Annotated in this window: 22 protein-coding genes and 1 CRISPR repeat array; of the genes, 20 read left to right on the top strand and 2 right to left on the bottom strand. The window is 29.2% G+C overall.

Translation table 11 applies throughout. The annotated features are described in order from the left end of the window. Positions 1–819 (top strand): DUF4388 domain-containing protein, encoded by an 819-nt coding sequence (locus tag NZ841_07170; GenBank protein MCS7202535.1) that lies wholly within the window; start codon positions 1–3, stop codon positions 817–819. Positions 820–824: 5 nt separating this feature from the next. Beyond that, a complete protein-coding gene (locus tag NZ841_07175; protein ID MCS7202536.1) occupies positions 825–2,228 on the top strand; it encodes an FAD-dependent oxidoreductase in 1,404 nt (467 codons plus the stop codon). On the opposite strand, the gene NZ841_07180 is transcribed toward NZ841_07175, so the two are convergent. Continuing rightward, positions 2,218–3,744 (bottom strand): amidohydrolase, encoded by a 1,527-nt coding sequence (locus tag NZ841_07180; protein MCS7202537.1) that lies wholly within the window; start codon positions 3,742–3,744, stop codon positions 2,218–2,220. The two genes, NZ841_07175 and NZ841_07180, sit on opposite strands and share 11 nt — an antisense overlap. Before the next feature lie 332 nt (positions 3,745–4,076). Between NZ841_07180 and NZ841_07185 the strand changes: the two genes are divergently transcribed. The 9 genes from NZ841_07185 to hflX are packed head-to-tail and all read left to right on the top strand — an operon-like array spanning position 4,077 to position 15,531. After that, positions 4,077–4,457 (top strand): transcriptional repressor, encoded by a 381-nt coding sequence (locus tag NZ841_07185; GenBank protein MCS7202538.1) that lies wholly within the window; start codon positions 4,077–4,079, stop codon positions 4,455–4,457. 5 nt (positions 4,458–4,462) lie between these two features. Next, positions 4,463–5,131 (top strand): GGDEF domain-containing protein, encoded by a 669-nt coding sequence (locus NZ841_07190; GenBank protein ID MCS7202539.1) that lies wholly within the window; start codon positions 4,463–4,465, stop codon positions 5,129–5,131. Further along, on the top strand, positions 5,132–6,562 hold the full coding sequence (locus tag NZ841_07195) for a sensor histidine kinase (protein MCS7202540.1): 1,431 nt from the start codon (positions 5,132–5,134) through the stop codon (positions 6,560–6,562). Continuing rightward, complete coding sequence (miaB, locus tag NZ841_07200; GenBank protein MCS7202541.1) at positions 6,555–7,874, top strand: tRNA (N6-isopentenyl adenosine(37)-C2)-methylthiotransferase MiaB; 1,320 nt, start codon at positions 6,555–6,557, stop codon at positions 7,872–7,874. Before NZ841_07195 ends, miaB begins: the two co-directional genes overlap by 8 nt. 5 nt (positions 7,875–7,879) lie before the next feature. Next, a complete protein-coding gene (gene mutS / locus NZ841_07205; protein ID MCS7202542.1) occupies positions 7,880–10,444 on the top strand; it encodes a DNA mismatch repair protein MutS in 2,565 nt (854 codons plus the stop codon). Continuing rightward, entirely contained in the window at positions 10,437–12,137 is a 1,701-nt protein-coding gene (gene mutL / locus NZ841_07210) for a DNA mismatch repair endonuclease MutL (GenBank protein ID MCS7202543.1), read from the top strand. The genes mutS and mutL overlap by 8 nt, the downstream gene beginning before the upstream one ends. Beyond that, the gene (miaA, locus tag NZ841_07215; protein ID MCS7202544.1) at positions 12,134–13,069 is read left to right on the top strand and encodes a tRNA (adenosine(37)-N6)-dimethylallyltransferase MiaA; all 936 of its coding nucleotides are present in this window, start codon (positions 12,134–12,136) and stop codon (positions 13,067–13,069) included. Before mutL ends, miaA begins: the two co-directional genes overlap by 4 nt. A 51-nt stretch (positions 13,070–13,120) precedes the next feature. Further along, positions 13,121–14,326 carry an LL-diaminopimelate aminotransferase gene (locus NZ841_07220; GenBank protein ID MCS7202545.1) on the top strand — a complete coding sequence of 402 codons (1,206 nt, stop codon included), beginning with the start codon at positions 13,121–13,123 and terminating at the stop codon, positions 14,324–14,326. Then, a complete protein-coding gene (gene hflX / locus NZ841_07225) occupies positions 14,290–15,531 on the top strand; it encodes a GTPase HflX (GenBank protein MCS7202546.1) in 1,242 nt (413 codons plus the stop codon). Before NZ841_07220 ends, hflX begins: the two co-directional genes overlap by 37 nt. Here hflX and NZ841_07230 read toward each other — a convergent pair. Further along, on the bottom strand, positions 15,523–16,209 hold the full coding sequence (locus NZ841_07230; GenBank protein MCS7202547.1) for a DUF72 domain-containing protein: 687 nt from the start codon (positions 16,207–16,209) through the stop codon (positions 15,523–15,525). The genes hflX and NZ841_07230 overlap by 9 nt on opposite strands. 80 nt (positions 16,210–16,289) lie before the next feature. On the opposite strand from NZ841_07230, the gene NZ841_07235 reads away from it, so the two are divergent. From NZ841_07235 to cas2, 9 genes are all read left to right on the top strand, one after another. Beyond that, complete coding sequence (locus tag NZ841_07235) at positions 16,290–17,276, top strand: WYL domain-containing protein (GenBank protein MCS7202548.1); 987 nt, start codon at positions 16,290–16,292, stop codon at positions 17,274–17,276. Between the two features lie 63 nt (positions 17,277–17,339). Then, positions 17,340–18,122: a CRISPR-associated endoribonuclease Cas6 gene (gene cas6, locus NZ841_07240; protein MCS7202549.1), complete on the top strand. Its 783-nt coding sequence runs from the start codon at positions 17,340–17,342 to the stop codon at positions 18,120–18,122. Next, positions 18,112–20,082, top strand: coding sequence for a TIGR02556 family CRISPR-associated protein (locus NZ841_07245; GenBank protein ID MCS7202550.1), 1,971 nt, complete (start codon positions 18,112–18,114; stop codon positions 20,080–20,082). The genes cas6 and NZ841_07245 overlap by 11 nt, the downstream gene beginning before the upstream one ends. Beyond that, positions 20,082–21,035, top strand: a complete 954-nt coding sequence (gene cas7b / locus NZ841_07250) for a type I-B CRISPR-associated protein Cas7/Csh2 (GenBank protein ID MCS7202551.1) — start codon at positions 20,082–20,084, stop codon at positions 21,033–21,035. Before NZ841_07245 ends, cas7b begins: the two co-directional genes overlap by 1 nt. Positions 21,036–21,051: 16 nt before the next feature. Beyond that, on the top strand, positions 21,052–21,807 hold the full coding sequence (gene cas5b / locus NZ841_07255; protein ID MCS7202552.1) for a type I-B CRISPR-associated protein Cas5b: 756 nt from the start codon (positions 21,052–21,054) through the stop codon (positions 21,805–21,807). A gap of 1 nt (position 21,808) precedes the next feature. Further along, positions 21,809–24,208, top strand: a complete 2,400-nt coding sequence (cas3, locus tag NZ841_07260; GenBank protein MCS7202553.1) for a CRISPR-associated helicase Cas3' — start codon at positions 21,809–21,811, stop codon at positions 24,206–24,208. After that, positions 24,193–24,711, top strand: a complete 519-nt coding sequence (cas4, locus tag NZ841_07265; protein MCS7202554.1) for a CRISPR-associated protein Cas4 — start codon at positions 24,193–24,195, stop codon at positions 24,709–24,711. Before cas3 ends, cas4 begins: the two co-directional genes overlap by 16 nt. Further along, complete coding sequence (gene cas1b, locus NZ841_07270) at positions 24,708–25,700, top strand: type I-B CRISPR-associated endonuclease Cas1b (protein ID MCS7202555.1); 993 nt, start codon at positions 24,708–24,710, stop codon at positions 25,698–25,700. Before cas4 ends, cas1b begins: the two co-directional genes overlap by 4 nt. A 5-nt stretch (positions 25,701–25,705) precedes the next feature. Continuing rightward, positions 25,706–25,972, top strand: coding sequence for a CRISPR-associated endonuclease Cas2 (cas2, locus tag NZ841_07275; GenBank protein ID MCS7202556.1), 267 nt, complete (start codon positions 25,706–25,708; stop codon positions 25,970–25,972). A 136-nt stretch (positions 25,973–26,108) separates the two neighbouring features. After that, positions 26,109–26,398: direct repeats of the CRISPR family, unit length 30 nt; unit sequence GTTTGTAGAGTACCTATAAGGGATTGAAAC. Positions 26,399–26,408: the final 10 nt, after the last annotated feature.

Consider the following 26,408-nt stretch of genomic DNA (forward strand, 5'->3'; position numbering starts at 1 on the left):
TTGCCATTAACAGGTAATTTGAGAGAGTTTGATCTTGCTTCATTAATTCAGTTTATAAGTGGTAAAACAGAAACAGGAATATTAGTTATACAAAGAAGCTATAGAAATGGAAATATTTATTTTAAAAATGGAAGAGTAATTCATGCCCAAGCAGGAAATTTATCAGGAATGGATGCTTTTTTTGATCTTTTCACATGGAACGAAGGAAATTTTGAGTTTAAATCTGGAAACTTACCTAATATACCTACATCTATAGATCTTTCTCCAGAAGCTCTAATATTAGAGGCTGCAAGAGTTATTGATGAATGGCAATCAAAAAGACAACAGCTTAAATCTCTAACTTGTGTTCCTTACTTTGTTAATCCCGAATTTGCTATTCCCTCTGCAGTTCAAGTTTTACTTCTTAGAAAAAAGCCTGAAACAATGACCTACGAAGAAAAGGAGAGATTAATTTTAGCTAATATAGATGGTAGAAGAGATTTTGCTACTGTTGCTCGAATGAGTGGTGTTGTTACGTTAATGGCAATAAGTGTTGTTTTAGAAAATATATCCTTAGGAAGATTAGCTATTAGAGATTTAGTTGACTTACAAGAAATTATCCCAGAACTTGCAGGGAGTGTAAGTTCTCCTTTTACACCTGTTCAAAAAATGATAAAAGCTATAGATGGAAATAGAAATCTTGAAGAGATCCTCTTGGAAATTGAGGAAGAAAGAGGTAAAATTATTCCGGAATTTGTAAGTCTTGTTAAAGCGAGAAAAATAAGAATTAAAAAAGGAATGGAATATCTTAACAGATTAGAACAAGAGAGGTTGTATTAAAGAACATGAGATATGATGTAATCATTGTAGGTGGAGGACCTGCGGGTATTTTTAGTGCCTTAACACTAATAAATTCCCAAAAGTCTTTAAAGATTTTATTAATAGAAAAAGGAGACCTAACAAATAGAAGAATTTGCCCTGCCCGAATTGATCATAGAACTTGTATATTATGTTCTCGATGCGCTTTAGTAACAGGTTGGGGTGGTGCGGGAGCTTTTAGTGATGGAAAGCTTACTTTTTCTACAGAAGTTGGTGGATGGCTTAAAGATTACATAGGTGAAAAAAGACTTTTGGAATTAATGGAATTAGTAGATAAAATATACACAAGTTTTGGTGCAGATCAACCCTTAATAAAGCCTGACCCAGAAATTTTCGAGAAATTTCAAAAGAAAGCAATTTCAGCAGATCTTAGGCTTGTTTATTTTTCTATTAAACATTTAGGAACAGAAAATTGTGCCCCAATTCTTTTGAACATGTATGAATATCTTAGAGATAAAATAGATATTATCTTAAATAAACAAGTAGCGAAATTATTAGTAGATAAAGGAAAAATTTATGGTGTAGAACTAGAAAATGGAGAGATTTACCATAGTAATTTTGTAATAGTAGCACCAGGAAGAGAAGGAGCAAAATGGCTAAGTGAAGAGGGAAGAAGGATTGGTCTTTCTTGGTCTATTAATCCTGTAGATATTGGAGTTAGAGTAGAAATTCCTGCAATAGTTATGAAGGATTTGACGGACCATTTGTATGAAGCAAAGTTTATATATTATACAAAAACCTTTGACGATAAAGTAAGAACTTTTTGTATGAATCCCTACGGTGAGGTAGTAATGGAACAGAATGAAGGGATAATATCTGTTAATGGTCATAGCTTTGCAGAAAAAAAGACAGAGAATACAAATTTTGCGGTTTTAGTTTCAAAGAATTTTACAGAACCTTTTAAAGATCCAATTTCATATGGAAGAGCAATTGGAAGTCTTGCAAATCTTCTTAGTAACGGTATTATTCTCCAAAGATTAGGAGATCTCCTCGCAGGAAGAAGATCTACATGGGAGAGATTACAAAAAGGAATGGTAATTCCAACTTTAAAAGAGGCAATTCCTGGAGATCTAAGCCTGGTTTTGCCTTACAGATATCTAGTTAATATTATTGAAATGCTTCAAGCTTTAGATAAAGTAACCCCTGGAGTTTACTCTCGTCATACTCTTTTATATGGTGTAGAAGTAAAGTTTTACTCTGCAAGAGTAAAACTTTCTCCATCGTTAGAGACAGAGATAAAAAATCTTTTTGCTATTGGAGATGGGGCGGGAATTACAAGAGGTTTAACACAAGCTTCCTGCTCTGGAATATTAGTAGGACAAGAAATTTTAAAAAGACTATCTCTTCCTATTCCTTCTTTCAAATTCTAAGATCTTCTTTTTTATAGACCAATTGTCCTTTAGAAATAGTTGCAACTACTTCAAGAGATGAATAAAAATCCTTGGGTTTTACTAAAAAAGGATCTTTATTTAAAAAGACTATATCTGCAATTTTTCCTATAGCTAAAGAACCCTTTTTCTTTTCAAGAAAAGCTAAGTAGGCTCCATTATATGTAAAAATTCTAATCGCTTCGAAAACATTCAAACTTTCATTGGGATTTGGATGGTTTATTGCGGAGTGAATTCCTAATAGTGGATCTAATGGGGTAATAGAACTATCTGATCCTCCTCCTAAAATTACACCTTCATCATATAATTCCCTTAAAGGAATTATTCTTTTTGCTCTTTCCTTTCCTAAATAATTTTCGTAGAGCTTTTCTTCTCCTCCCCAAAAATGTAAAAAACTCGGTTGAACAGAGATGTTTAATCCTAAATCTCTTGCAAGTTTTATATGTTCATTTCTTGGATATTCAAAATGCTCAATTCTATGTCTATGATCTTCTCTTGGAAAGTTTTTTAATATCTTTTTATAAGCCTTAAGAAGAAGATCTATTCCTCTATCTCCTACAGCATGAAAAGAGATTTGAAGGCCATCATTATGAGCAGACTTAATAAAATTTTCTAAAGTTTCTGGTTCCCAGTATAATATTCCATAGTTATTCTCATCTCCCTGATAGGGCTCAAAAAAGGCTGCAGTTTTGCTACTTACAGATCCATCAATAAGAAGACAGCCACCAATTCTTGGAAGATTTATTGACTTTACTTTAGAAATAGAGGTGGTTTGATAATAAATTACTAACTGTAGTGGTAGATAGTGTTCAATTCCCAACAAGAGATTAGGAGTATTAGGAGGAGAAGTATAGCCTCCTTCTAATGTATGAATAGTAGTTATTCCCTTTTCTATTGCCTTTCTTGTTATCTTTATAATTCCTTTAATTAAAAGAGACGGATCAATTTTTTGATAGACTTTCCCTATAGCTATCTGGTGAGCTCTTGCTTTTAATAAATTATCTTCTTTTTCCTCTAAAGAAGGAACATCTAAGAGCTTTTCAGCTAATGTATTTACTATACTTGAGTGGGAGTCCTTTCTTATAATAAAAACAGGATGAAAGGGAAAATTTTTATCCAATTCTTCTCTATTTATATCTCTTTTTTCCTCAACATTTTGAGGATCAAATTCTTTTGCGACAATCCATTCTCCTTTTGGGGTATTATCTCTTATTGCTTCTAGAGCTTTAAGTATATCTTCTATGGAGGTAAAGCTACTAAGATCTAAAAAGATTTCAGTAAGAGCTGTATTTGCTAAATGAACATGGGAATCAATAAACCCAGGAAGTCCATAAAAAGAAGAAAAATCAAAGATATTAAAATTAGGAGAAATAGGAGGATTTCCTTTTCCTAAATCAATTATAGTATCATTTTTTATTAAAATCCAATTTACCTCTGGATTATTTTCATCCTGAGTATAAATTTTATTTCCAATAACTAATATCTTCCTTTCTGACATATAAAAATTATACCATGGAATTGTTATATTTAAAAAAAAGTTTTCTTGACAGATATTTTGTAAAAGATAATATGATAAAAAACGAACTCTTCTGCTAATTTTAATGGTTTTTGATTACATTGTAGAAGCTAAAGTGAAAGAGTAGGAATTATCGCGTGGAATGAAACAGCAAAAGAAGAAAGTTTGTTAATACAATTATCAGGCTCTATTAAACTACTTTAAATTTTTTATAACCAATGATATAGAAAAAAACTAGTATTTTTCTACAGTTTATTTATAATTTTTGACAACAGCAAGAATTTAATTTAAACTATTATTAAAGGAGGAAAAAAATGTATAGAGAGACGAAACAAAGAAAAGTCATTGAAGAGATTGTTAAGAATACTAAAGAACATCCTGATGCCTTATGGGTATTCCAAAAGGCACAGGAGAAAGCCTCAAAAATAAGTCTAGGTACAGTATATAGAGCTTTAGAATTATTAGTAAGAGAAGGAAAAATAAATAAGTTCTATGATGCTAATGCAGTAGCAAGATTTGATGGAGATCCTTCACCTCATCATCACTTGATCTGCAAGAATTGTGGAAAAATAATAGACTGGTATGAAGAAGACCTTAATAAGAAGATTGAAGAAATAGGAAAAAGTAATAACTTTAAAGAATTATCTTATAAAGTATTCATATATGGAACCTGTCCAGATTGTCAAAGGAAATAAAAATTATGAAGATTAATCAACTTTATTTTCTTTTCTTATCTATAATTTTATGTGTTTTTTTATTTATAAAAACTTTATGGGCTTCCCTTGGAGGAGTAGCTTTATTAATAATTATGAACCTTCTATATTCTAAACAATCTAGAGAGAAAATATCTAAGTCCTTATCAGAAAACTTAATATATGATCCTATAACGGGATTAGTAAATTCTGTATATTTTAGGCATCATTTGACTGAAGACTTTTTAAAAGCAAAAAGAATGAATAAATCTCTATCTATATTAATTTTTGATATAGATCATTTTAAGGATATAAATAAAAATCTCGGATATCGTTTTGGTGATTTACTTTTAAAGGAAGTTGCTAATATTGTAAACTCGTGTATAAGGACTTCAGATGTATTTTCTTATTTTGGTGCCGATGATTTTGGAATAATACTAAATGATACCGATCAAAAGCGAGGAAAGATGATAGGAGAAAGAATAATCAATAAACTTACTTCTTCTCCTATAGTAATAAGTATTAATAATAAAGAAGAAAAAATTCATTTTACTATAAGCATGGGAGGATGTTCCTTATCTTCTGACATGGAAACCCCTTTGGATTTATTAGATAGAGCAAGAAAAAATTTGGAAAAAGCAAAGAACCAAGGGGGAAATGCTTTCATATTTGAATAAATGGGAGCATTATCTAAGGATCCTGTATTTTTATTAGAAGAATTTAAAAATTACATCCCTTATTTTCCTCTAATAGCAGATCTTATTGCATCAGATCTTTACCTATATCAACCTGCTCCTGATCTTTGTGCAGGAGTTTTGGTTGCAGAAGCAAGACCAAGAGTTGTTCCGCCTCTTTCCATAAGACAAGAAATAGGAAAAATAGTCTTTGAAAATGATGATCCAGGTTTAATGGAAGTTCTATATAAGGGGAAGAAACATTATAAAAATACTGGTGTTATTATTGGTGGTTTTCCTGCGGAAGAAGAAATTTTTCCTCTTAAGAAGGGAAATAAGATTATAGGAGCCTTAAAAATATTAAGAAATTTACTTATTCACAACGAATTTCCTTATAATGCTAAAGCTTTTAAAGAGTCATCCTATTGGCTTATAAAAGCATTATTAAAAGGAGAATTAAACTGGAAAGGATTTATAGAATCCGTAGAAGAACAGGAAAGTATTTTAATATTAGATAAGGATGGAATAATTCTCTTTGCAAATCTTCCTGGAATGAGATTATTCCGGAGTCTTGGAGAAATTGGAAATATTTGGGGAAAGAAAATAAAAGATGAATTCTTTTATAGGTTTTTAAATAATAAAGAAAAGAATTTGTCGGCTTTTGGGGAAGAGATTTATGAGGAAATTGAAGATGAAAAAAGAATTTTTTATAAAAGGATTCTTCCCTTATCAAAGGATAAAGAAAATCCATGGAGATATTATTTTCTTATAAGAGAAATAACAGAGATAAAAGAAAGAGAAAGAGAGTTAAGATTTAAATCAGTATTATTAAAAGAAATTCATCATAGGGTTAAAAATAATCTTCAGACTATTGCAAGTCTTTTAAGAATTCAGATGAGAAGGATAGATTCTGAATCTGCTAAGATGATTTTACAGGAGAGTATAAATAGAATAAATAGTATTGCTTTAGTCCATGAATCTCTATCTCGATTTGAAGAAGATAGAGTTGATATAATAGAAGTTGCAGGTAAACTTATAAATGCTTTCAAACAAACCTATGAACAATTCCCTTACGAATTTAATTTAAAAAAAGGAAGAAAAAAGCTTTTTTTGCCTTCTAAGGAAGCCACTTCTGCTAGTCTAATAATAAATGAACTATTACAAAATGCTGTAAAACATGGAATTAAAAATGAAGACAAAATCGATATAAATTTATCTATTGACATGGACAGGTATAATATTATATTTGAAGTTTCGAATAATGGAAGTGATTCTTCCTTTGAAACAAATATTTCGAAAGGAAGCTTAGGTTTACAGTTAGTTCAAATGTTAGTAGAAGAAGAATTGAAAGGAAAGTTAGAGATATTTGCAAAAGAGAATGAATTTAGAGTTAGAGTTACATTTCCAAAAAGCGAGGGACAAAAATATGTTTAAATATTACATTCTTACCTATGGATGTCAGATGAATAAATCAGATTCAGAAAAATATGCTGGAGTTTTTGAATCCTTAGGATATAAATCTGCAGATTCTATAGAGGATGCTGATGTAATTCTCCTTAATACTTGTTCAGTTAGAGAAAAGGCAGAAGAAAAGGTCATTGGAAAATTAGGGGAGTTAAAAAGAATAAAAAATAAAAAACCCAATCTTCTAATTGGTATTGCAGGATGCATGGCTCAAAGAGTGGGAAGAGATTTTTTAAATCAATTTCCCTATGTGGATTTTATTTTAGGAAGCTATGGTTTTTTAAAATTACCCTCAGTACTTAAGAATATTTCTATAGAAAGAAAGCCTCAGGTAATCGTAGAAGAAGAACCTACTCCCGCTGACATTCCTTGGCAAATGATAAAAAGAGAATCTTCCTTTCAAGCTTGGATACCTATTATATATGGATGTAATAATTTTTGTACCTATTGTATTGTACCCTATCTAAGAGGAAGAGAAAAAAGTAGGCCCATGGAGGATATTATAGAAGAGGTAAAAAATCTAGCTCAAAGAGGAGTAGTTGAGATTACCCTTTTAGGACAAAATGTAGATTCTTACGGAAAAGATTTAGGTAATGTTGATTTAGCTGATCTTTTAGAGGAATTACATAAAATTGATGGGATAAAAAGAATAAGATTTTTAACTTCTCATCCTAGAGATGTATCCTTAAAATTGATAAACACTGTCGCAAAATTGGAAAAAGTATGTCCACATTGGCATCTTCCTTTACAAGCTGGTTCAAATAGGATTTTACAGAGAATGGGAAGAGGATATACCTATGAAGAATATTTTGAGCTTATCAAACAAATAAGAAAAATTATTCCTCATGCTTCTTTCTCTACAGATATAATTGTGGGATTCCCAGGAGAAGAGGAGGAGGATTTTGAGAAAACCCGTAAAGCCTTAGAAGAAATTAAATTTGATACAGTAAATCTTGCTATATATTCTAAAAGGCCAGGAACTCCTGCAGAAAAATTCGAAGATCCTATACCATATGAGAAGAAGAAAGAATGGTTTAATGAATTAGAAAATCTCCAGAGAAGAATAGTATTAGAAAAAAATGAAAGCCTTGTTGGAAAAGAAGAAATAATACTTGCAGAAGAAATCAATCCTAAAAATCCTGAGGAGCTCTCTGGAAGGACACAGAATTTTAGAATTGTGTTTTTTAAAGGAAATAAAGAAAAATTAGGCAAATTCTTTCTTGTTAAGATAACAAAAGCAGGTTTATGGTCTTTAAAGGGAGAAATTCTTAAGGAGTTTTAACAATTATGGAAAATATGACTCCTTTATATAGACAATATAAAAGCATAAAAAGTAAATTTCCTGACTCTATCCTATTATTTAGATTAGGAGATTTTTATGAAGCTTTTGAAGAAGACGCAAAGATTGTCTCTCAAGAATTAGATATAACTTTAACTTCAAAAGAAATTGGTAAGGGACAAAGAATTCCCATGGCAGGAGTTCCCTATCATGCAGTAGAAAGCTACTTAGCAAAATTAGTAAATAAAAAATATAAAGTTGCTATATGTGAACAAATGGAAGATCCATCTAAAGCAAAAGGACTTGTAAAAAGAGAGGTAGTAAGAGTTATAACTCCAGGAACTATTTTAGAAGATACATTATTAGAAGAAAGAAGTAATAATTATTTGTCTTGTTTATATAGTAAATCTAAAGAAAAAATTGGGCTTTCAAGTATTGACATATCTACAGGAGAATTCATCGCTACCCAATGGATTGGAAATGATGTTGAAGATATTATATTTTCAGAATTAATAAGATTAAAACCAAGGGAAATTCTCATTAATTTGGATTTTTCTGAAAATCATCCAGAGCTTTTAGAAGAGATAAAAAAATCCTTAGATCCTAAAATTACATTTCTTTCTGAAGAATATTTTGAAAATAAACCAGACTATCCAATAGAGTTTAAATTCTCCGAAGAACTTGCACTAAAATCTGGATATTGCATTCTTAATTATATAAAAGAAGTAATGTTTACTATACCAACTCATATATCAAAAGTAGAGTTCTACCAACCACAACAATATCTAATTTTAGATAGTACTGCAATAAAGCATTTAGAGCTTTTAGAAACTATTAGAGAAGGACAAAGAAAGGGAAGCCTTCTTTGGGTTTTAGATAAAACACTAACATCTATGGGCTCAAGACTTTTAAAAAAATGGATCCTTCAACCATTACTTCATATATCTATGATCAAAGAAAGACAATCCGCAATTTCCGAGCTTTTAGAAAAAGAAAAAGTAAGACGAGATTTTGAAAAAATTTTGGAAGTTTTTCCTGATTTAGAAAGATTAAATTCAAGGATAAATTATAATTCAGCGACACCAAAGGAATTAATATCTTTAAGACAAGCTTTATCATATCTTTCTCAAGTAAAAAATCTAATGAAAGAATTCGAATCAAAAAGATTAGTACAATTAAGAAAGGAAATTCCTGATTTAGAATCCCTTTATGAACTTTTAGAAAAGGCTATTGTTGATAATCCTCCATCTACCTTAAGAGAAGGTGGATATATAAAAGAAGGTTTTTCTGCAGAATTAGATGAATTGAGAAAAATATTAAAGGAGAGTAAAAACTGGCTTATAGATTTAGAAAATAGAGAAAGAGCAAGAACAGGTATTAAATCCTTAAAAATAGGTTATAATCAGGTATTTGGATATTACATTGAGGTAACAAAAGCAAATTTAAACTTAGTTCCTGATGATTATATAAGAAAACAAACCTTGACAAATGCAGAAAGATTTATAACCCCTGAATTAAAGAATTTTGAAAGTAACATATTAAGAGCAGAAGAAAATATTCAGAGATTGGAGGAGGAATTATTCCAAAAAATAAGATCAGAAGTAGTAAAATATTCAAAAGATATTATGACTCTGGCTCAAATCATTGCAGAAATTGATGTTTATATAGCTCTTTCCAAGTGTGCCCGCGAATACAATTATGTGTGTCCTCAAATAACTTCGGATTATGAGATAATAATCAAAAAAGGAAGACATCCTGTATTAGAGAAAATTCTTCCTGCAGGAAGTTTTGTTCCTAATGATACCTATCTTTCTAAAGATAAATTTATTCATCTTATTACAGGCCCTAATATGGCTGGAAAGTCAACTTATATAAGACAGATTGCATTAATAGTTATAATGGCTCAAATGGGTTCCTTTATTCCTGCAGAGGAAGCCAAAATTGGTATTGTTGACAGAATATTTACAAGAATTGGAGCATGGGATGATATCTCTTCAGGAGAAAGTACCTTTTTTGTTGAAATGAAAGAAGTGGGAAATATCCTGAAAAATGCAAGGGAAAGAAGTCTTATTATCTTAGATGAGGTAGGAAGAGGTACAAGTACCTATGATGGAATAAGTATTGCATGGGCAGTAGTAGAGTATATTCATAAAAAAATAAAAGCAAAAACTCTCTTTGCTACTCATTATCATGAACTAACAGAACTAGAAAAAGATTTAAAAAATTTAAAAAACTTAAGTGTATTAGTTCAAGAAAAGGGTAAAGAAGTTATATTCTTACACAAGATTGTGGAAAAACCTTCTGATAAAAGTTATGGAATATATGTGGCCCAACTCGCGGAGTTACCTAATGAAATAATAGAAAGAGCTCAAAAAATTCTATTTCAATTAGAAAAGAAAAGAGAATTGGCTAAAAAAGAAGTAGAACAATTGCCTTTATTTTCCTCTATAAGTAATTCCTACCTAGAGAAGATTAAAAGGGATTTAGAAGAATTAGATATCAATAATTTAACTCCAATTGATGCACTACTTAAGATTAGTCAGTGGAAAGAATTATTAAAAAATTATGGGTAAGATTCAAATTCTTTCAGAGAATATAAGAAATAAAATATCTGCTGGAGAAGTAGTAGAGAGGCCTGTTTCTGTAGTAAAGGAACTTGTAGAAAACTCTATAGATGCCAATGCAAACAAAATTATAATCGAGATAAAATCCTCAGGTAATGACCTTATAGGAGTTATAGATAATGGAGAGGGAATGGAAAGAGAAGATGCTTTATTAGCTATAAAGCCTTTTACCACAAGTAAAATTAGGAGAGAAGAGGATTTAAACTGCATAAAAACCTTAGGATTTAGGGGTGAGGCTCTATCAAGTATTGCTAGTGTATCAAAAATGGAAATAAGAACAAAACCAGAGATAGGGCAGGGGACTTATTTAAAAGTTTATGGAGGGGAAATAAAAGAGGTAAATCCTTGGGAAGGAGATAAGGGAACATCTGTTAGAGTATTTGATTTATTTTACAATGTTCCTGTTAGAAAAAAGTTTTTGAAAAGTCCTCTAACTGAAGGACGATTAATTTTAGAATTTGTACAAAAAATAGCATTATGTTATCCAGAAATATCTTTCAAATATGTTCAAGATGAAAAGGACAGATTTTTAACTTCAGGGAATGGAAAAATAGAAGATGTAATATTAGAATTATTTGGCGAGGAGGTTCTTGATAACCTTATTTCTTTTGAAAATGAGAAGGGAAACTATAAGATAAAAGGATTTATTTCCATACCCTATAAACTCTTGTTTTCAAAACCTCAAGATATGATTTTTCTTAATAGAAGAATTATTAAGAATTCCTCTATTCTTCAGGGAATAAAGGAAGGATATTCTCAAAGATTAAAGGAAAACCTTTATCCCTTTGTTATAATAAATCTTTTTATTCCCTATGAAGAAGTTGATGTTAACGTTCATCCTACCAAAAGAGAAGTAAAATTTCACAGAGAAAGAGAAGTTATAGATTTTATAGCTCAATCTATAAAATCAGCTTTAGACGAACATGAGGAAGAAAGAAGAAAAAAGGTATTTCCAGTAACTAAAGAAAGAAAAGAAAAAGAGGAAAAAATTAAGACTAATAACTTGAAGCTTCCATTGTTAGAAAGCAGTGTAAAATATATAGAAAAATCTTCTTATCTTTTTCCAAGCTTTTTAGATTTTAATATTGTGGGACAAGTTTTTAATAATTATCTTTTAATAGAATACAAAGATAAGCTTCTTATTATTGATCAACATGCAGCCCATGAGAGAATTAAATATGAAGAATTAAAAAAGAAAAGAGAAAAAAATCTAATAGAAGGAAACGAGATAATTTTTCCTCTAATTATTGAGTTATCAAAAGAGGAGAAAAAAATTTTACAAGAAAAACGAGAAATTCTAGAAAGCTTTTCTTTTTATTGGGAAGATTTTGGACCAGAAAATATAAGAATTACAAGTATACCTAATGAATTTATAAATCTTGATAATTTCTCCTTAGAAAATTTATTTAGAGAGCTTATTCAAGAATTAAATGAAAAGGATTTAAAAAATTTAGAGGAAAAAATATTAAAAACCATTGCCTGTCATAGTGCCATAAGAAGTGGAGATATATTAATAGAAGAAGAAATTCATGCTCTAATTAGAACTATTGTAGATGAAAAAATACCCTTAACATGTCCTCATGGTCGTCCCATAATCTGGGAATTAACTAGAGAAGAGATAGAAAAAAAATTTCAAAGATGAGAATTCCCATCGTTATTATATTAGGTCCAACAGGAGTAGGAAAAACAAAACTATCTATCAAATTAGCTCCTCTTATTTCTGGCGAAATAATTTCGGTAGATTCTATGCAAGTTTATAAAGAAATGGATATAGGAACAGCAAAACCCTCAAAAGAAGAAATGGAAGAGGTTCCTCATCATCTTATAGATATAGTTCCTCCAGACTATCCTTTTACTTCTGCAGAGTTTAAAGAAAGAGCAGAAAGAGCTATTTATGATATTTACAAAAGGGGTAAAATTCCAATTTTAGTTGGGGGTACTGCATTATATTTCAAAGTTTTACTGGGAGATTTTTCTCCTCCTTATATACCTCCTGATTACGAATTAAGAAGAAAGCTCCGTGAAGTTTTAAACAAAGATGGAGAAATAGCTCTTTATTCTAAGCTAAAAGAAATAGATCCCATCTCATCTCAAAAGATTCATCCCCATGATCACAAGAGAATAATAAGGGCTCTAGAAGTATATATGAAGACAGGAAAACCTATAAGCGAACTTGCAGGAAAAGAAAAAAAAGAAAATTTTTTATATACAAAGATAGGACTTTACCTTCCTAAGGAAATTCACTTAAAAATTTTAGAGGAAAGAGTCGAGAAAATGTTTGAAATGGGATTAATAGAAGAAGTAAGAAGACTTTGGATGAAAGGAATAGATGAAAACTGTGTATCTATGCAAGGTATAGGATATAAAGAAATTTTAGGATATCTTAAAGGAAAATATTCTCAAGATGAAGCAAAAAGATTAATTATCAAAAGGACAAAACTGTTTGTTAAAAGACAATTTACTTGGTTTAAGAAGGATAAAGAAATTACGTGGTTTAATGTAATAGACTATACTTTCGATCAACTTATCTCAGTTATTTATGATAAAATCATTAAAGACTTGAATTTATATTAAGTTCATGTTTAACTACTAAAACTTAAAAAAAAGAAAGGCGGTGTTAAATAAATGTTTAAAAAAGCAAAAAGAATTGAGAATCTTCCTCCATATTTATTTGCAAGAATAGATCAGTTAAAGGAGGAAGCAATAAGAAAAGGAATAGATGTTATAAGTTTAGGAATTGGAGATCCTGATCAACCTACTCCCCTTCCTATTATAGAAAAGTTATGTGAAGAAGCATTAAATCCAGAGAATCATAGATATCCATCCTACGAGGGGCTTTTAGAGTATAGAAAAGCTGTAGCAGACTGGTATAAATATAGATTTAATGTAGATTTAGATCCTAAAACTGAAGTTTTATCTCTAATAGGATCAAAAGAAGGACTAGTTCATATGCTCTGGGGAGTCATTGATGAGGGTGATGGAGTTCTTTGTCCTGATCCTGGATATCCAGTATATAAAATAGCGACAATACTCGCAGGAGGAATTCCATATCCCATTCCTTTAAAAGCTGAAAATAATTTTCTTCCAAGATGGGAAGATTTAGATACTCAGATTGTAAAGAAGTGTAAAGCTATGTTTTTAAATTATCCTAGTAATCCTACTGGTGCGGTAATAGATAAGAAAGGATTAGAAGAAGCAGTATTCTTCGCAAGAGAAAATAACTTAATGATTTTTTATGACAATGCATACTCAGAAATTACTTTTGATGGATTTATTGCTCCAAGTATTTTAGAAATACCATCTGCAAAAGAAATCGCTATAGAATTTGGATCTTTATCAAAAACCTTTAATATGACAGGATGGAGAATTGGTTATGCTGTGGGAAATTCTGAGCTTATTTCAATACTTTCAACTATTAAGACCAATGTAGATTCTGGAGTATTTCAAGCAATACAGTATGCTGGAATTACTGCACTAAATAATCTAAGGGAACATCCAAAAAACAGTGCAAAAATATATCAAAAAAGAAGGGATATGGTCCTTTCTGCTTTTGAAGATTTAGGAGTTCCAATTATTCCTCCAAAAGGAACTTTTTATGTTTGGGTGCCTGTACCTCAGGGATTTACATCTACCGATTTTTCTGCTCTTCTTCTTGAGGAAGTTGGAGTACTGGTTGTTCCTGGAATTGGATATGGAGAGTACGGAGAAGGATATATAAGAATATCTACAACCATAAAGGAAGATAGATTAATAACTGCTTTAGAGAGAATAAGAAATTTCTTAAGGAGGGATGATTGGAAATCGAGAAAGCCATCCTTGTTGTTAAAATAGGAGATAATGAAGGTTTAGAAGAATTAAAGCTTTTATCTAAAACTGCAGGAGCAAAGGTAGAAGATATAGTTTTTTACAGAAAAGATTCCATTAATCCCTCTTACTTTATAAGTAGGGGAAAATTAGAAGAATTAGAAGAAAAAGTTTTAAAAAACAAATCAGAACTTGTGATTTTTAATGAAGATCTATCTCCTACTCAGTTAAAAAACTTAGAAAAGATAATACCTTGTAAAATTATTGATAGAACAACTTTAATATTAGATATTTTTGCCCAGCACGCAAGAACAAAAGAAGGTAAGATTCAAGTAGAGCTTGCTCAATTAGAATATCTATTGCCAAGACTTGTGGGAAGGGGAGAAGTATTATCTCGTCTTGGAGGAGGAATTGGAACAAGAGGTCCTGGGGAAACAAAACTTGAAGTAGATAGAAGAAAAATAAGAAGAAGAATATATACTCTAAAAGAACAATTAAAAGAAGTACAAAAGGAAAGAGAAGTTCAGAGAAAAAATAGAAGAGATATTTATCAAGTAGCATTGGTAGGATACACCAACGTAGGAAAGTCATCCCTTTTTAATCTTCTTACTCATTCTAATGTAAAGGTTGAAGATCAATTATTTGCCACTTTAGATCCAACTGTAAGAAAAGTTAGATTAGAAAATAATTGGGAATTTCTTATAATAGACACTGTAGGATTTATTAAAAATCTACCCCCATCCTTAATGACTGCTTTTCGAGCAACGCTTGAAGAGGTTTTATATGTTGACTTAATCGTTCATCTAATAGATATCTCAAATCCAAACTTTGTAAAACAAATAGAGGTGGTAGAAAAAATACTTGAGGAAATTGGTGTAGAAAATAAACCTATAATTAGAGCGTATAATAAAATCGATCTTATATCAAGAGAAAGACTTTTAGAAATTAAAAAAACTCTTGATTTTTATCCTTCTGTTTTTATCTCTGTTATTAAAAACCAAGGAATAGATAAATTAAAGAAGCTAATAATAAAAAATCTTTTAAAAGGAACACGAAGATACACTCTAAGTATAGACTACAACTTATGGAAAGACTTTCAGAAATATACAGGAAAAATATATATAGAAAAACAGGAATTTAATGAAAAAGGAGTAAAAGTTTGGGCACGAATACCTAAGGAATATAAAAGAGAATGTTTACCATATATAAAAAAGAATAAAGCTTTAGCTTAAAAGCTTTGCCATCGTTTCACCATTGGGAAGCATTCCTGTATCATTATTAAAAAATATATATACCTTTTCAGGAGAAAGATTTTTTATTTTTTCTGCAATTTCTTTTAATTCTTCTTCAGTATATACATAAGAATACCATTTTTCTTTTCCATGGAACCTAAGATATAAAATATCTGTAGTCATAACCAAGTCATTAGGTAATTTTGGGGCATTGACAGATACAAAGGTTATTTTGCATTCTTTAAACTTTTCATAATGTTTCTCTGTAAACCAGTCGCTACTTCTTGGTTCAAAAGCAAATCTCTTTTCTAATTTTGTATAAATTGCAAACTCTAAAACCCTATTTATATTTTCTGATTTAAAACTTGGGGGTACTTGAAAAAGATAAAAATCAATAAAGCTATCTAAAGGAATAAAATAGTTTTGAAATTTATTCCATTGTTCCTTTGCAAGCTCATTCAATCTGTGAATGTGAGTTATTGATCTATGAACCTTTATAACAAATCTCAACCTTTCTCCAAATTTTGCCCAAGATTTTATAAAACTTTCGTAAGGAAAACGATAAAAGGTAGAATTCACTTCAACAGCATTAAAAGGAGTATTTTCAATGTACCATTGAAGATTTTTTTTAGGATTCCAGAAATAACTCCATCCCGAAGTTCCAATAAAAACCTTCATTTTTAGATAAATTATATCATAAACTTCGTTTTTTTTGTGATATAATTTTTAACAAAAAGGATCGAAGGGGACAGTTATAATTGGCGAGAAAAAATATTGATATTAGACGTCCATCATTATTAACTAAATTATACGAACTATATAAAGCTATAGAATCTAAAAATTTCCCCAGCAACGAAGACCTTCAAAGAAAACTAGAAGTAAGCGAAAAAACCATTGATAGATATATTGCAATTTTAAGAGATAAATTCAGTGCCCCTATTAAATATGACCGATATAAAAAAGGATATTACCTCGATGAAAAATGGGAATTTCCATTTCCAAAACTTACTGAGGGAGAAATATTCTCTCTTTTAATCTCTATAAACTTAATTGAGGAATTTAAAAATACACCCTTAGAAGATACATTAAAGAGTCTTTCCCAAAAATTAGAGCTTCTTTTGCCCGAAGAAATAACCATAAGATCTAAAGAAGTAGAGATGATTCTTTCAGTATCCCTTTCTCCAATAAAAATGAAAGTTAATATAAAAGAAACTTTCGAAAAGATATTTTCTGCAATAAGAAGTAAAAAAAGAATTCTTATTAATTACTACTCCATAGAAAGAAATGAGATAACAGAACGAAAAATAGATCCCTATCATATTTATAACTATGAGGGAGTTTGGTATTTTTGTGGTTATTGTCATTTAAGGAAGGAAATAAGAGATTTTGCTTTAGATAGAATACAAAAAATAAAAATCCTTTTAGAACCTTTTGAATTTCCAAAGGATTTTGATGCAAAGGAATATCTTTCTAAAGCTTTTAGAATGTATAAAGGAGCTATTCAAAGAGTAAAAATTCTGTTTGATTCCTATCAAGCAAGATGGATAAAAGAAAGAATATGGCATGAGAACCAGAAAATAACAGAGCTTGATAATGGAGAAATAATATTTGAAATAGAAGGTCACCCTGAAGAGTTAAAAAGATGGGTATTAAGTTATGGAAAACATGCAAAAGTTCTTGAACCAGAAAGTTTTAGAGAAAAGATAGAAAGAGAACTAAAGGACTCTTTAAAAAATTATGAATAAAAATTTCTTAAGGTCTAATAATGACCTTTTAGTAGTGTATAAGGATAATTAGGAGTGATTTTTATGAGAATAAAATTAGTATATGAAAGCCTTGAGGATAAAGATATAATTCTTCCATGCCATTATAATTACTATCTTCAAACTTTAATATATAATACTTTTTCTTCACACATTGCTAAGTGGCTTCACGACGAAGGATTTTTATTTGGTAAAAGAAGATTTAAACTTTTTACCTTTTCTCGTATCCTTGAAAAGGGAAAGATTATCTTCAAGAATAATGGAACAAAGTACTTAAACTTTGGTAGAAAAATAACCTTTTACTTTTCATCCCCTATAGATGATATAGTAGGAAACTTAGGAGAAAGAGCCTTCAGAGAAAGAGAGTTTTCAGTTTATAAAAACAAAGTGTATATCTCACAACTCGAAATTCTTCTTCCACCAAAAATTGAAGAAAAAATTTATATAAAAATGCTTTCTCCGCTTACTATTTATAGCACTTTTATAAAAAATGGCTCTAAAATTATTCATTTTTATAGACCAAATGAAAAGGAATTCTCAAGACTTATAGAGGAAAATGCAAAGAAAAAATCTCAAATTTTTTATAAAGAAATTCCCAAAGAAGGATATTTAAATATAAGACCTTATAAATTCTCTTTAGAAAAAAACAGAAAAATAGTTCTTTTTAAAAATACCCCCATAGAAGGATGGACAGGAATATTTGAACTTTTAGGAGATCCTAAGCTTATAAGAATAACCTATGAAGCAGGTTTAGGTAGCAAAAATTCAGAAGGTTTTGGCATGTGGGAAATATGGAGAGAAAAGGAGGACGAGAAAGATGCTGAGTAATATTATAGAAATTGGAAGAATGGTAAGAACTTTTTCTAAAGTTGATTTTGTATTTAATCTTGTAGAATACAATGAAGAGTTAATTTTTGATAATAAAGGAAATAGAAAATTCTTAGTGATAATAGATTTTGACATTAAGGAAGAGAAAATAAAACTTAGCAGAAAAGAAATAGACCATAAGGTTTTGGAAGAGTATTTATGGGTTGGAAATAAAAAAGGTTCTTCTCCTCAAGATAGACTTACCACAGATACCATAAGGTATTTAATTTTCAATTCTGGTTATGGTTATGGTTCTTCTTTAATAAATATACTCTACAATTTAAAGAAGGGAAATTTGAGAGAACTTTTGGAAATAATAAAAAATAAGTTCTTTATAAAATTACCTTTGAAAAGAGAAAGATATTGTTTGAATTTGAATAAAATACAAAATAGAAAAGAAATATTAATTCCAGAATCTAAGGGAATTGATGAAAAACTATACATTGAAAATCTTGAAAAAAAATGGGAAAAAGAAATCTTAGATATTATTGAAGAGGAATTAGGATTAACAAAAAAAGAAATTTCTTTATATACAATAACTATAAATAGTAGAAAAGCTTCAGAATTTGAAGAATATAGAAATTACATAGAACAAACTCTTATAGATGAAAATTTTGAGGAAAATTATGAGGGAATATGCCATATTTGTGGAGAAAGAAAGGAATTAACCTATGATACTGCAAGATTTCCAGCTAAATTTTATATTACCAAACTTATCACCTTCTCTTCAAATTTTGAAGGGAAAAAACCAAAAAAGGGATTCTCAAAAAATTTTAGTCTATGTAGAGATTGTTATAAAGATATAATATTAGGAATAAAATTTATTCAAAACTACTTAGGAACATCCCTAGGAAATAACGATCTTTGGATTATTCCAGGATTGTTTTTGAATCCTTTGGGCAAAGAGTTGAAAGAAAGTTGGATTAAAATCTCGAGGAATTTTGTCAGATCAACTTTTAATCTAGAGGAATTTTTGAGGTTTGAGGAGGAAATTCAGAAAAGCTTAGAAGAATATAAAGAATTTGAGGAATTAATGGATTATAGCAAAGTTGACTTATTCTTTTATGAAAGTCCACCTGGTAGTGCAGCCTTTAAGATAAAAGAATATATAAAAGATGTACATTTAAAAAGGGTAGAAAAGATCAGAAAAACAATAAGAGATGTAGAGAATTTAGGAAAATCTCTATTTGGGGAAAGAGAAAATTGGTTTTTAGGATTAGAAAATATTTACTTTCTTATTCCAATAAGAAGAGGAAGAGTTTCAGAGTATAAAAAACTTTTAGATCTTTATGAAGCTATCTTTTTGGAACACAAACTTGATAAAAGAATAATTATAAATTATTTTGTAGAACTGGCAAAGATTTATATATTTGAAAAATTTCCTCAATATAACATAAAAAAGGTTAAGAATAACGATTTAGAAATGTCCCTTTCAATCCTAAAAACTAATCTTCTCCTTAAATTATTTGAAAAGATAAATCTTATCGAAGGAGGTGAAAATATGCCTGAATTATTAGAAAATTTATTGGACGAAGACATTCAAAATTACATTTTAAAAATGGGGTATGAAGAAGAAGAAACTGCTTTGTTTCTTTTAGGGTATTTAATTGGTGAAATTGGGTATGAGCAAGTAAGAGGTGGAGATTTCAATGCTAAAAAGCCTATTCTTAACAAGATCAATTTCAATGGGATAAGTTCTAAAAATCTTATTAATTTATCCAATGAGATCTTTGAGAAACTGGATCAGTACAGGATAAGAGGCTATAATGAAAAAATTTTTTCTGCTATGAAATTTCTCATGGATAAAAATATAAAATCTTGGAAATTAAACGATAATGAGAATGTTTACTATATTCTCTCTGGGTACGCTTTCAACACATATAAAAGAATAAAGAGTATAAAAGGAAGGGAGGAACAATAATGGGAATCTATTTAAAAAACTCTGAAATATTATTTCTTTATGATGCTAAATTAACGAATCCTAATGGAGATCCTGATGATGAAAATAAACCCAGAATGGACTATGAAAAAGAAATAAACTTAGTAAGCGATGTAAGACTTAAAAGATACATTAGAGATTATTTGGAAAGTCAAGGTTATGAAATTTTCGTAGCAAAGGTAGATGGCGAAACTGTTGACGCCACAGAAAGATTAAAAAAACTTTTCCAAAAAGAAGGAAAAAATGTAAATTTAAACAAAATGACAAAAGAAGATATAAATTTCTTACTTTCTAAATTAATCGATGTAAGACTTTTTGGTGCTACTATGCCCATAAAAGCAGGAGAAGAGGAGAAAGGAGCAAGTTCTACTTTTACAGGACCCATTCAGTTTACTTGGGGATATTCCCTTAATAAAGTAGAACTCGTAACTTCAAGTTCTATAACTTCTACTTTTGCAGGGAGAGATGAGGGAGGAAAAGGTCAATACGGAACTTTTGGAAAAGACTGGAGATTATATTATTCTTTAATTGCCTTTTATGGGATCATAAGTGGCTATAGAGCAAAATACACAAATCTTTCTGAAGAGGATGTAAAACTTCTTGATAAAGCATTAATTGAAGCAATTCCTCAAATGGCATCTACAAGAAGTAAAATAGGACAAAAGCCTAGATTTCTACTGAGAATCGAATATGACAGACCTTACTTTTTAGGAGATTTAAGAAATAAAATTAAATTAAATAAAGATGAGAATTTAAGAGATATTCAAGATTTTGAATTAGATTTATCTTTGCTTAAAGATCTTTTGATTCAAAATTTAGAAAAGATTGAAAAAATATACATCTATGAAGATTCAGAATTGAAAATAAAAGATGGTAAATTTTCAGATCAATTAAAGGAAAAATTTAAAGAAAATATTGTAAATCTATCAATATAGAAAGAATGGTGAAATTATGAGAATTTTGGTTTTCGATTTTTATGGAAAAATGGCTCATTTTAGAAAGTTTTATACAAACTCTTCTTCACTATCTTATTATTTTCCACCTCGCACAACCATAATAGGGCTTATTGCAGGTCTTCTTGGCTATGAAAGAGATACTTATTATGAGCTTTTTTCTCCAGAAAATACAAAAATTACATTATCCATTCGATCTCCTTTAAGAAAGATTATACAAATGATTAACTATGTGTGGGCAGATGATGTTAAGTATCTAAATGCGAGTAAAGGGCAACATACTCAAGTTCCCTTTGAAATTATTTTTCCTCAGAACATAAAAGAAAACGTATGTTATAGAATATTCTTTTTTCACAGAAATGAAGATATCTTAAATGCTTTAGAAGAAAAGATTAAAAATTATACTTTTTGCTTTCCTCCTTATCTTGGAGTTACCGAATTTGTTGGTAATATAGAATTTGTTGGAAAAGGATCTATGGAAAAAAATGAAGAAAATCGGGTAATTTTAGACTCTATCATCAGTGTTGATTATATAAAAAACAGGACAATCAATTTAGAAACCTATCCAGGTGCACAATACATTAAAGAAAAGATGCCTTTCTCATTTGATAAATACAGAATGCTAAAAGATCCACCAAGAGAATATATTGGAGAAATAAAAACAAGTAAGATAGTACTAAGAGGAAAAATTGATTATTATAAAATTAAAATCAATGAATCAACGATTTATAATGTAGTTTTTATGGAGGACTAAAATGAATTTTTATGCCCATGTCGAGAAAAAAGGAGAAGAAATAAACTTTGAAGAATCTGTATTACTTAAAAAACATTTAGAAGAGGTAGGAAAAAGAACCGCAGAATATTTCTTTTTTGAGGGAGGAGATTTTGAAAGAATAGCTTATTATGTAGGCGCTACTCATGATTTTGGAAAGTATACTACTTATTTCCAAAAGAGACTTTTAGAAATACAAGATTTTGGGAAACTTGCTGATCACGGATATATCTCCTCCCTATATTCTGCATTTGTTTTTAGAAAAAAGCTTAACCAGATAACTGAAATTGATAGCGCATTAAAAGAATTTTTGCCTTTTATTTCTTTCTTTGTCATTTATCATCACCATTTAGACCTCTCTTCTCTCTCAAGACTTAGATGTACCCTGGAAGATAGTGCTAAGAAAGAAATCTTATTAAAACAAATAGAAGACATGAAAAATAATGCAGAAATAATAAATATAGATTTAGAAAATCTCTTTTTACCTTCTATAGAGGAGTTTGAACAAAATCTAGATTATATAATTGATTTCTTAAGAAGAGAACTCTATAGATTTGAAAATAAATTAGAAGAGGAAGAAAAACTAAGAATAGCAGTATTTTCTTTAGCTCTATTTTCTTCTCTTATTGATGCAGATAAAAAATCTGCAGGAAAAATAAAAGATATAGATAGAAAAGAAATTCCAGAAGATATTGTTGAAGTCTATAAAAGAGAGGCTTTTAAGGAAAGTAAAGATTATATTAATCAATTAAGAGAAGAAATTTTTCAGAAAGTTATTAAAAAAATAGATAATATAGATATAAAAAAACAAAAAATTTTTACTTTTACATCTCCAACAGGATCAGGTAAAACTTTAACAGGCTTTGCATTTGCTTTAAAACTCAGAAAGAAAATAGAAGAAGAGTTTGGATACACTCCAAGAATTATTTATTCTTTACCTTTTATTTCTATAATTAATCAAAATTATAACGTATTAAAAGATGTTCTATCAAAAATAGAAGATTTTAAAGGAAATTCCTCTTCTTATATAATTAGCCATCATCATTTAACAAAAATAGAATATGAAGAAGAAAATGAATTTAAAGAAGTAGACGAATCTTTAGCTCTTATTGAATCCTGGGAATCAGAAGTTATAGTTACCACCTTTGTACAGCTTTTGCATACTATAATTGGTTTTAAAAACAGTTTTCTAAAAAAATATCACAATATATCAAGAAGTATAATTATTCTTGATGAAGTACAAAACATACCCGTAGAATATTGGAATTTAATAGAAAAAATTTTTAAACTCATGTCCAAATATCTAAACTGCTATATTATTCTAATGACAGCAACAAAACCTTTAATATTTTCTTCTGACGATACTTTAGAGCTTCTTGATGACAATGAAATCTACTATGGGAAATTCAACAGGGTATTACTTTTTAGCGAGGTAAAAGAAGAAAAAAATTTAGATTCTCTTCTTCGCTGGTTTATAGATTTATATGATTCCGAAAAATCTTATATGATAGAATTAAATACAATAAGATCTTCCATTGAATTCTATAATAAGCTAAAAGAAAAAAAATTATGCTCACCTCTTTACTATCTTTCAGCAAATATTATTCCTAAAGAAAGATTTGAAAGAATAGAAAGAATAAAAAGAGATTTAAGTAATGGACTAAAACCTGTACTTGTTTCAACTCAAGTTGTAGAGGCAGGTGTAGATATAGATTTTGATGTAGTAATAAGAGATATAGGCCCCTTAGATTCTATTATTCAAGCTTCTGGAAGATGCAATAGAAATTTTAAATTAGACACAGGAGAGGTTTATGTGGTATCTCTAAAAGATGAAAGTGGAAAATCTTATGCTAATATGGTATACAAAAAACTTGCTCCAAGAATTGCTTTTGAAACTTTAATTACTTTTAGTAAAATCAAAGAATCAGAATTTATAAAAATGATAAATAATTACTTTGAAAGACTAAAATTTGAAAAATCTCAAGAAGAATCTGAAGTTATTTTATCAGCCCTAAAAGATCTTAAATTTTATGAAGATAAAGAGATCATCTCTGTTAGCTCTTTTAAACTTATAGACGAAAAAGGATTAGTTTATCCAGTATTTATTGAAATTGATGAGGAAGCTCAAAGAACATGGGATAAGTTTAAAAAAATAATTTTGAATGATTCTTTAAAAAGATGGGAGAAGAAAAGAAAGCTTTTAGAGATAAAAGCAAAACTTGAAGAATATATAGTCAATGTAAGAATAGAAAAAAATGCTCCATGGATTTTTGAAATAACCTTTGATCAAAATATAGGATATGTACCCATGTCTAAGATTCCTGATTATTATAATTCAGAGACAGGATTTAAAAAGAACGAGTTGAATTGTGTGGTCTACTAAACATAAATATGGCTTATGTAAATGGAACCTTAATAGCAAGCTATTTTATATGTAAAAGAGAATTATGGTTTATGGCTCATGAACTTACTCCTGATCAAGATAATTCTTTTCTAGAATTAGGAAGATTCATAGAAGAGGATTACTATAAAAGAGAAGAAAAAGGTTTTATAGTAGGAGAAATGAAAATTGATATAGTAAAACAAGGAGACGAGAATGTTATTATTGGAGAAATCAAAAAATCAAGTAGATCAGAACTTACTGGAATAATGCAGCTATCTTATTATTTAATGAGATTAAAAGAAATTGGAATTATAGCAAAAGGAGAAGTATTAATTCCTAAAGAGAGAAAGAAAATTCCTGTAGAACTCACAAAAGAGATAGAAGAGAAATTAAGAAAAGCTATAGAAGAAATCCAAATGATCATAATGGAGCCTTTTCCACCTAAACTCGAAAAAATACCTTATTGTACTCATTGTGCATATAGAGAATTTTGTTGGTCATGAGTGAAAATATTTATATTTTTTCAAACGGAGAGTTAAAGAGAAAACAAAATACTATTTATTTTGAAGTTAAAGACGGAAATCATAAATATTTACCAGTAGAAAATATAAGAGAAATACATCTTTTTGGAGAAGTAATCTTAAATAAAGATGCTTTAGAGTTTTTATCTCAAAAAGAAATCATTCTTCACTTTTACAATTACTATGGCTATTATGTAGGATCTTTTTATCCTCGCGAACACTACAATTCTGGGTATATTTTATTAAAACAAGTAGAGCATTATTTAGATTTTGAAAAAAGAAGATATCTGGCATTAAAATTTGTTGAAGGAGCAATTTCTAATATCATTACAGTTTTAAGCTATTATAGAAGAAAAGGAATAAATTTAGAATCTTTAGATAAAATAAATGCCTTATATCAAAATTTATTTTATCAAAATACTATAGAAGAAATAATGGCTATAGAAGGAAAAGTGAGAGAGATTTATTATTCGGAATTTAATAAAATAATTGAGAATAAGGAATTTATAATGGATAAAAGATCTAAAAAACCCCCAGAAAATCAAATTAATGCTTTAATAAGCTTTGGAAATTCTCTACTATATTCTTATATTTTATCTGAAATTTACAAAACTCATCTTGACCCAAGAATAGGTTATTTACATGCAACGAATTTCAGAAGATTTACTTTGAATTTAGATATCGCAGAAATTTTTAAACCCATAATAGTAGATAGAGTAATATTTTATATCACTAATAAAAATATGTTATCATCTAGGGATTTCGAAGAAAAATTAAACGGAATCTATCTTAAGGAGTCTGGAAGAAAAATTTTTATAAGTAAAATAGAGGAAAAATTAAGAACTACAGTTTTTTATAAAAAACTTGGTAAAAATGTTTCTTATAGAAGATTAATAAGAATGGAACTATATAAATTAGAAAAACATCTAATAGGAGATGAAAAATATTATCCATTAATTTCTGAGTGGTAATTATAATGTATGTCATAATGGTCTATGATATCAACGAAGAAAGAGTAAATAAAGTTCTGAAAGTTGGAAGAAAATATTTAACATGGGTTCAAAACTCTGTTCTTGAGGGAGAAATAACTGAAGCAAAATTCGAAAAATTAAAGATAGAGATAAAGGAAATTATAAATCCTGAAGAAGATTCTGTAATTTTTTATATTTTTCGGACGACAAAATATACTGAAAGAGAGATCTTAGGCATAGAAAAAAATAAAAAAGACAACATGTTCTTATGATTAGATAATATTGTAAATAAAGTTAATTTTTCTGTTTATCTCCAAACTTGCAAAAACCCCAGAGGATGGACAGAAAATAAAAATTCAAATTAAATCCTCTTTACAACTGAAACTTTTTATGATAGATTATAATCAAAATTGTAGCTTTCCTATAAGGGAGTAAATTTTAGAATTTAGTTTTTTATGTAGTTCTAAGGGTTTGTAGAGTACCTATAAGGGATTGAAACAGCAATTAAATAATTAGAAAAGCTTTTCTGCAGAAGGTTTGTAGAGTACCTATAAGGGATTGAAACTTTTTTGCAATTGTTTTAATTATCTTTTCCATAAGGGGTTTGTAGAGTACCTATAAGGGATTGAAACCCTTTGAAAGCTCGGAATATCTCAATGCCCATACACGTTTGTAGAGTACCTATAAGGGATTGAAACCTCGTTTTCA

Origin of the sequence: Dictyoglomus sp., assembly GCA_025060475.1 — a bacterium.
GTDB lineage: Bacteria > Dictyoglomota > Dictyoglomia > Dictyoglomales > Dictyoglomaceae > NZ13-RE01.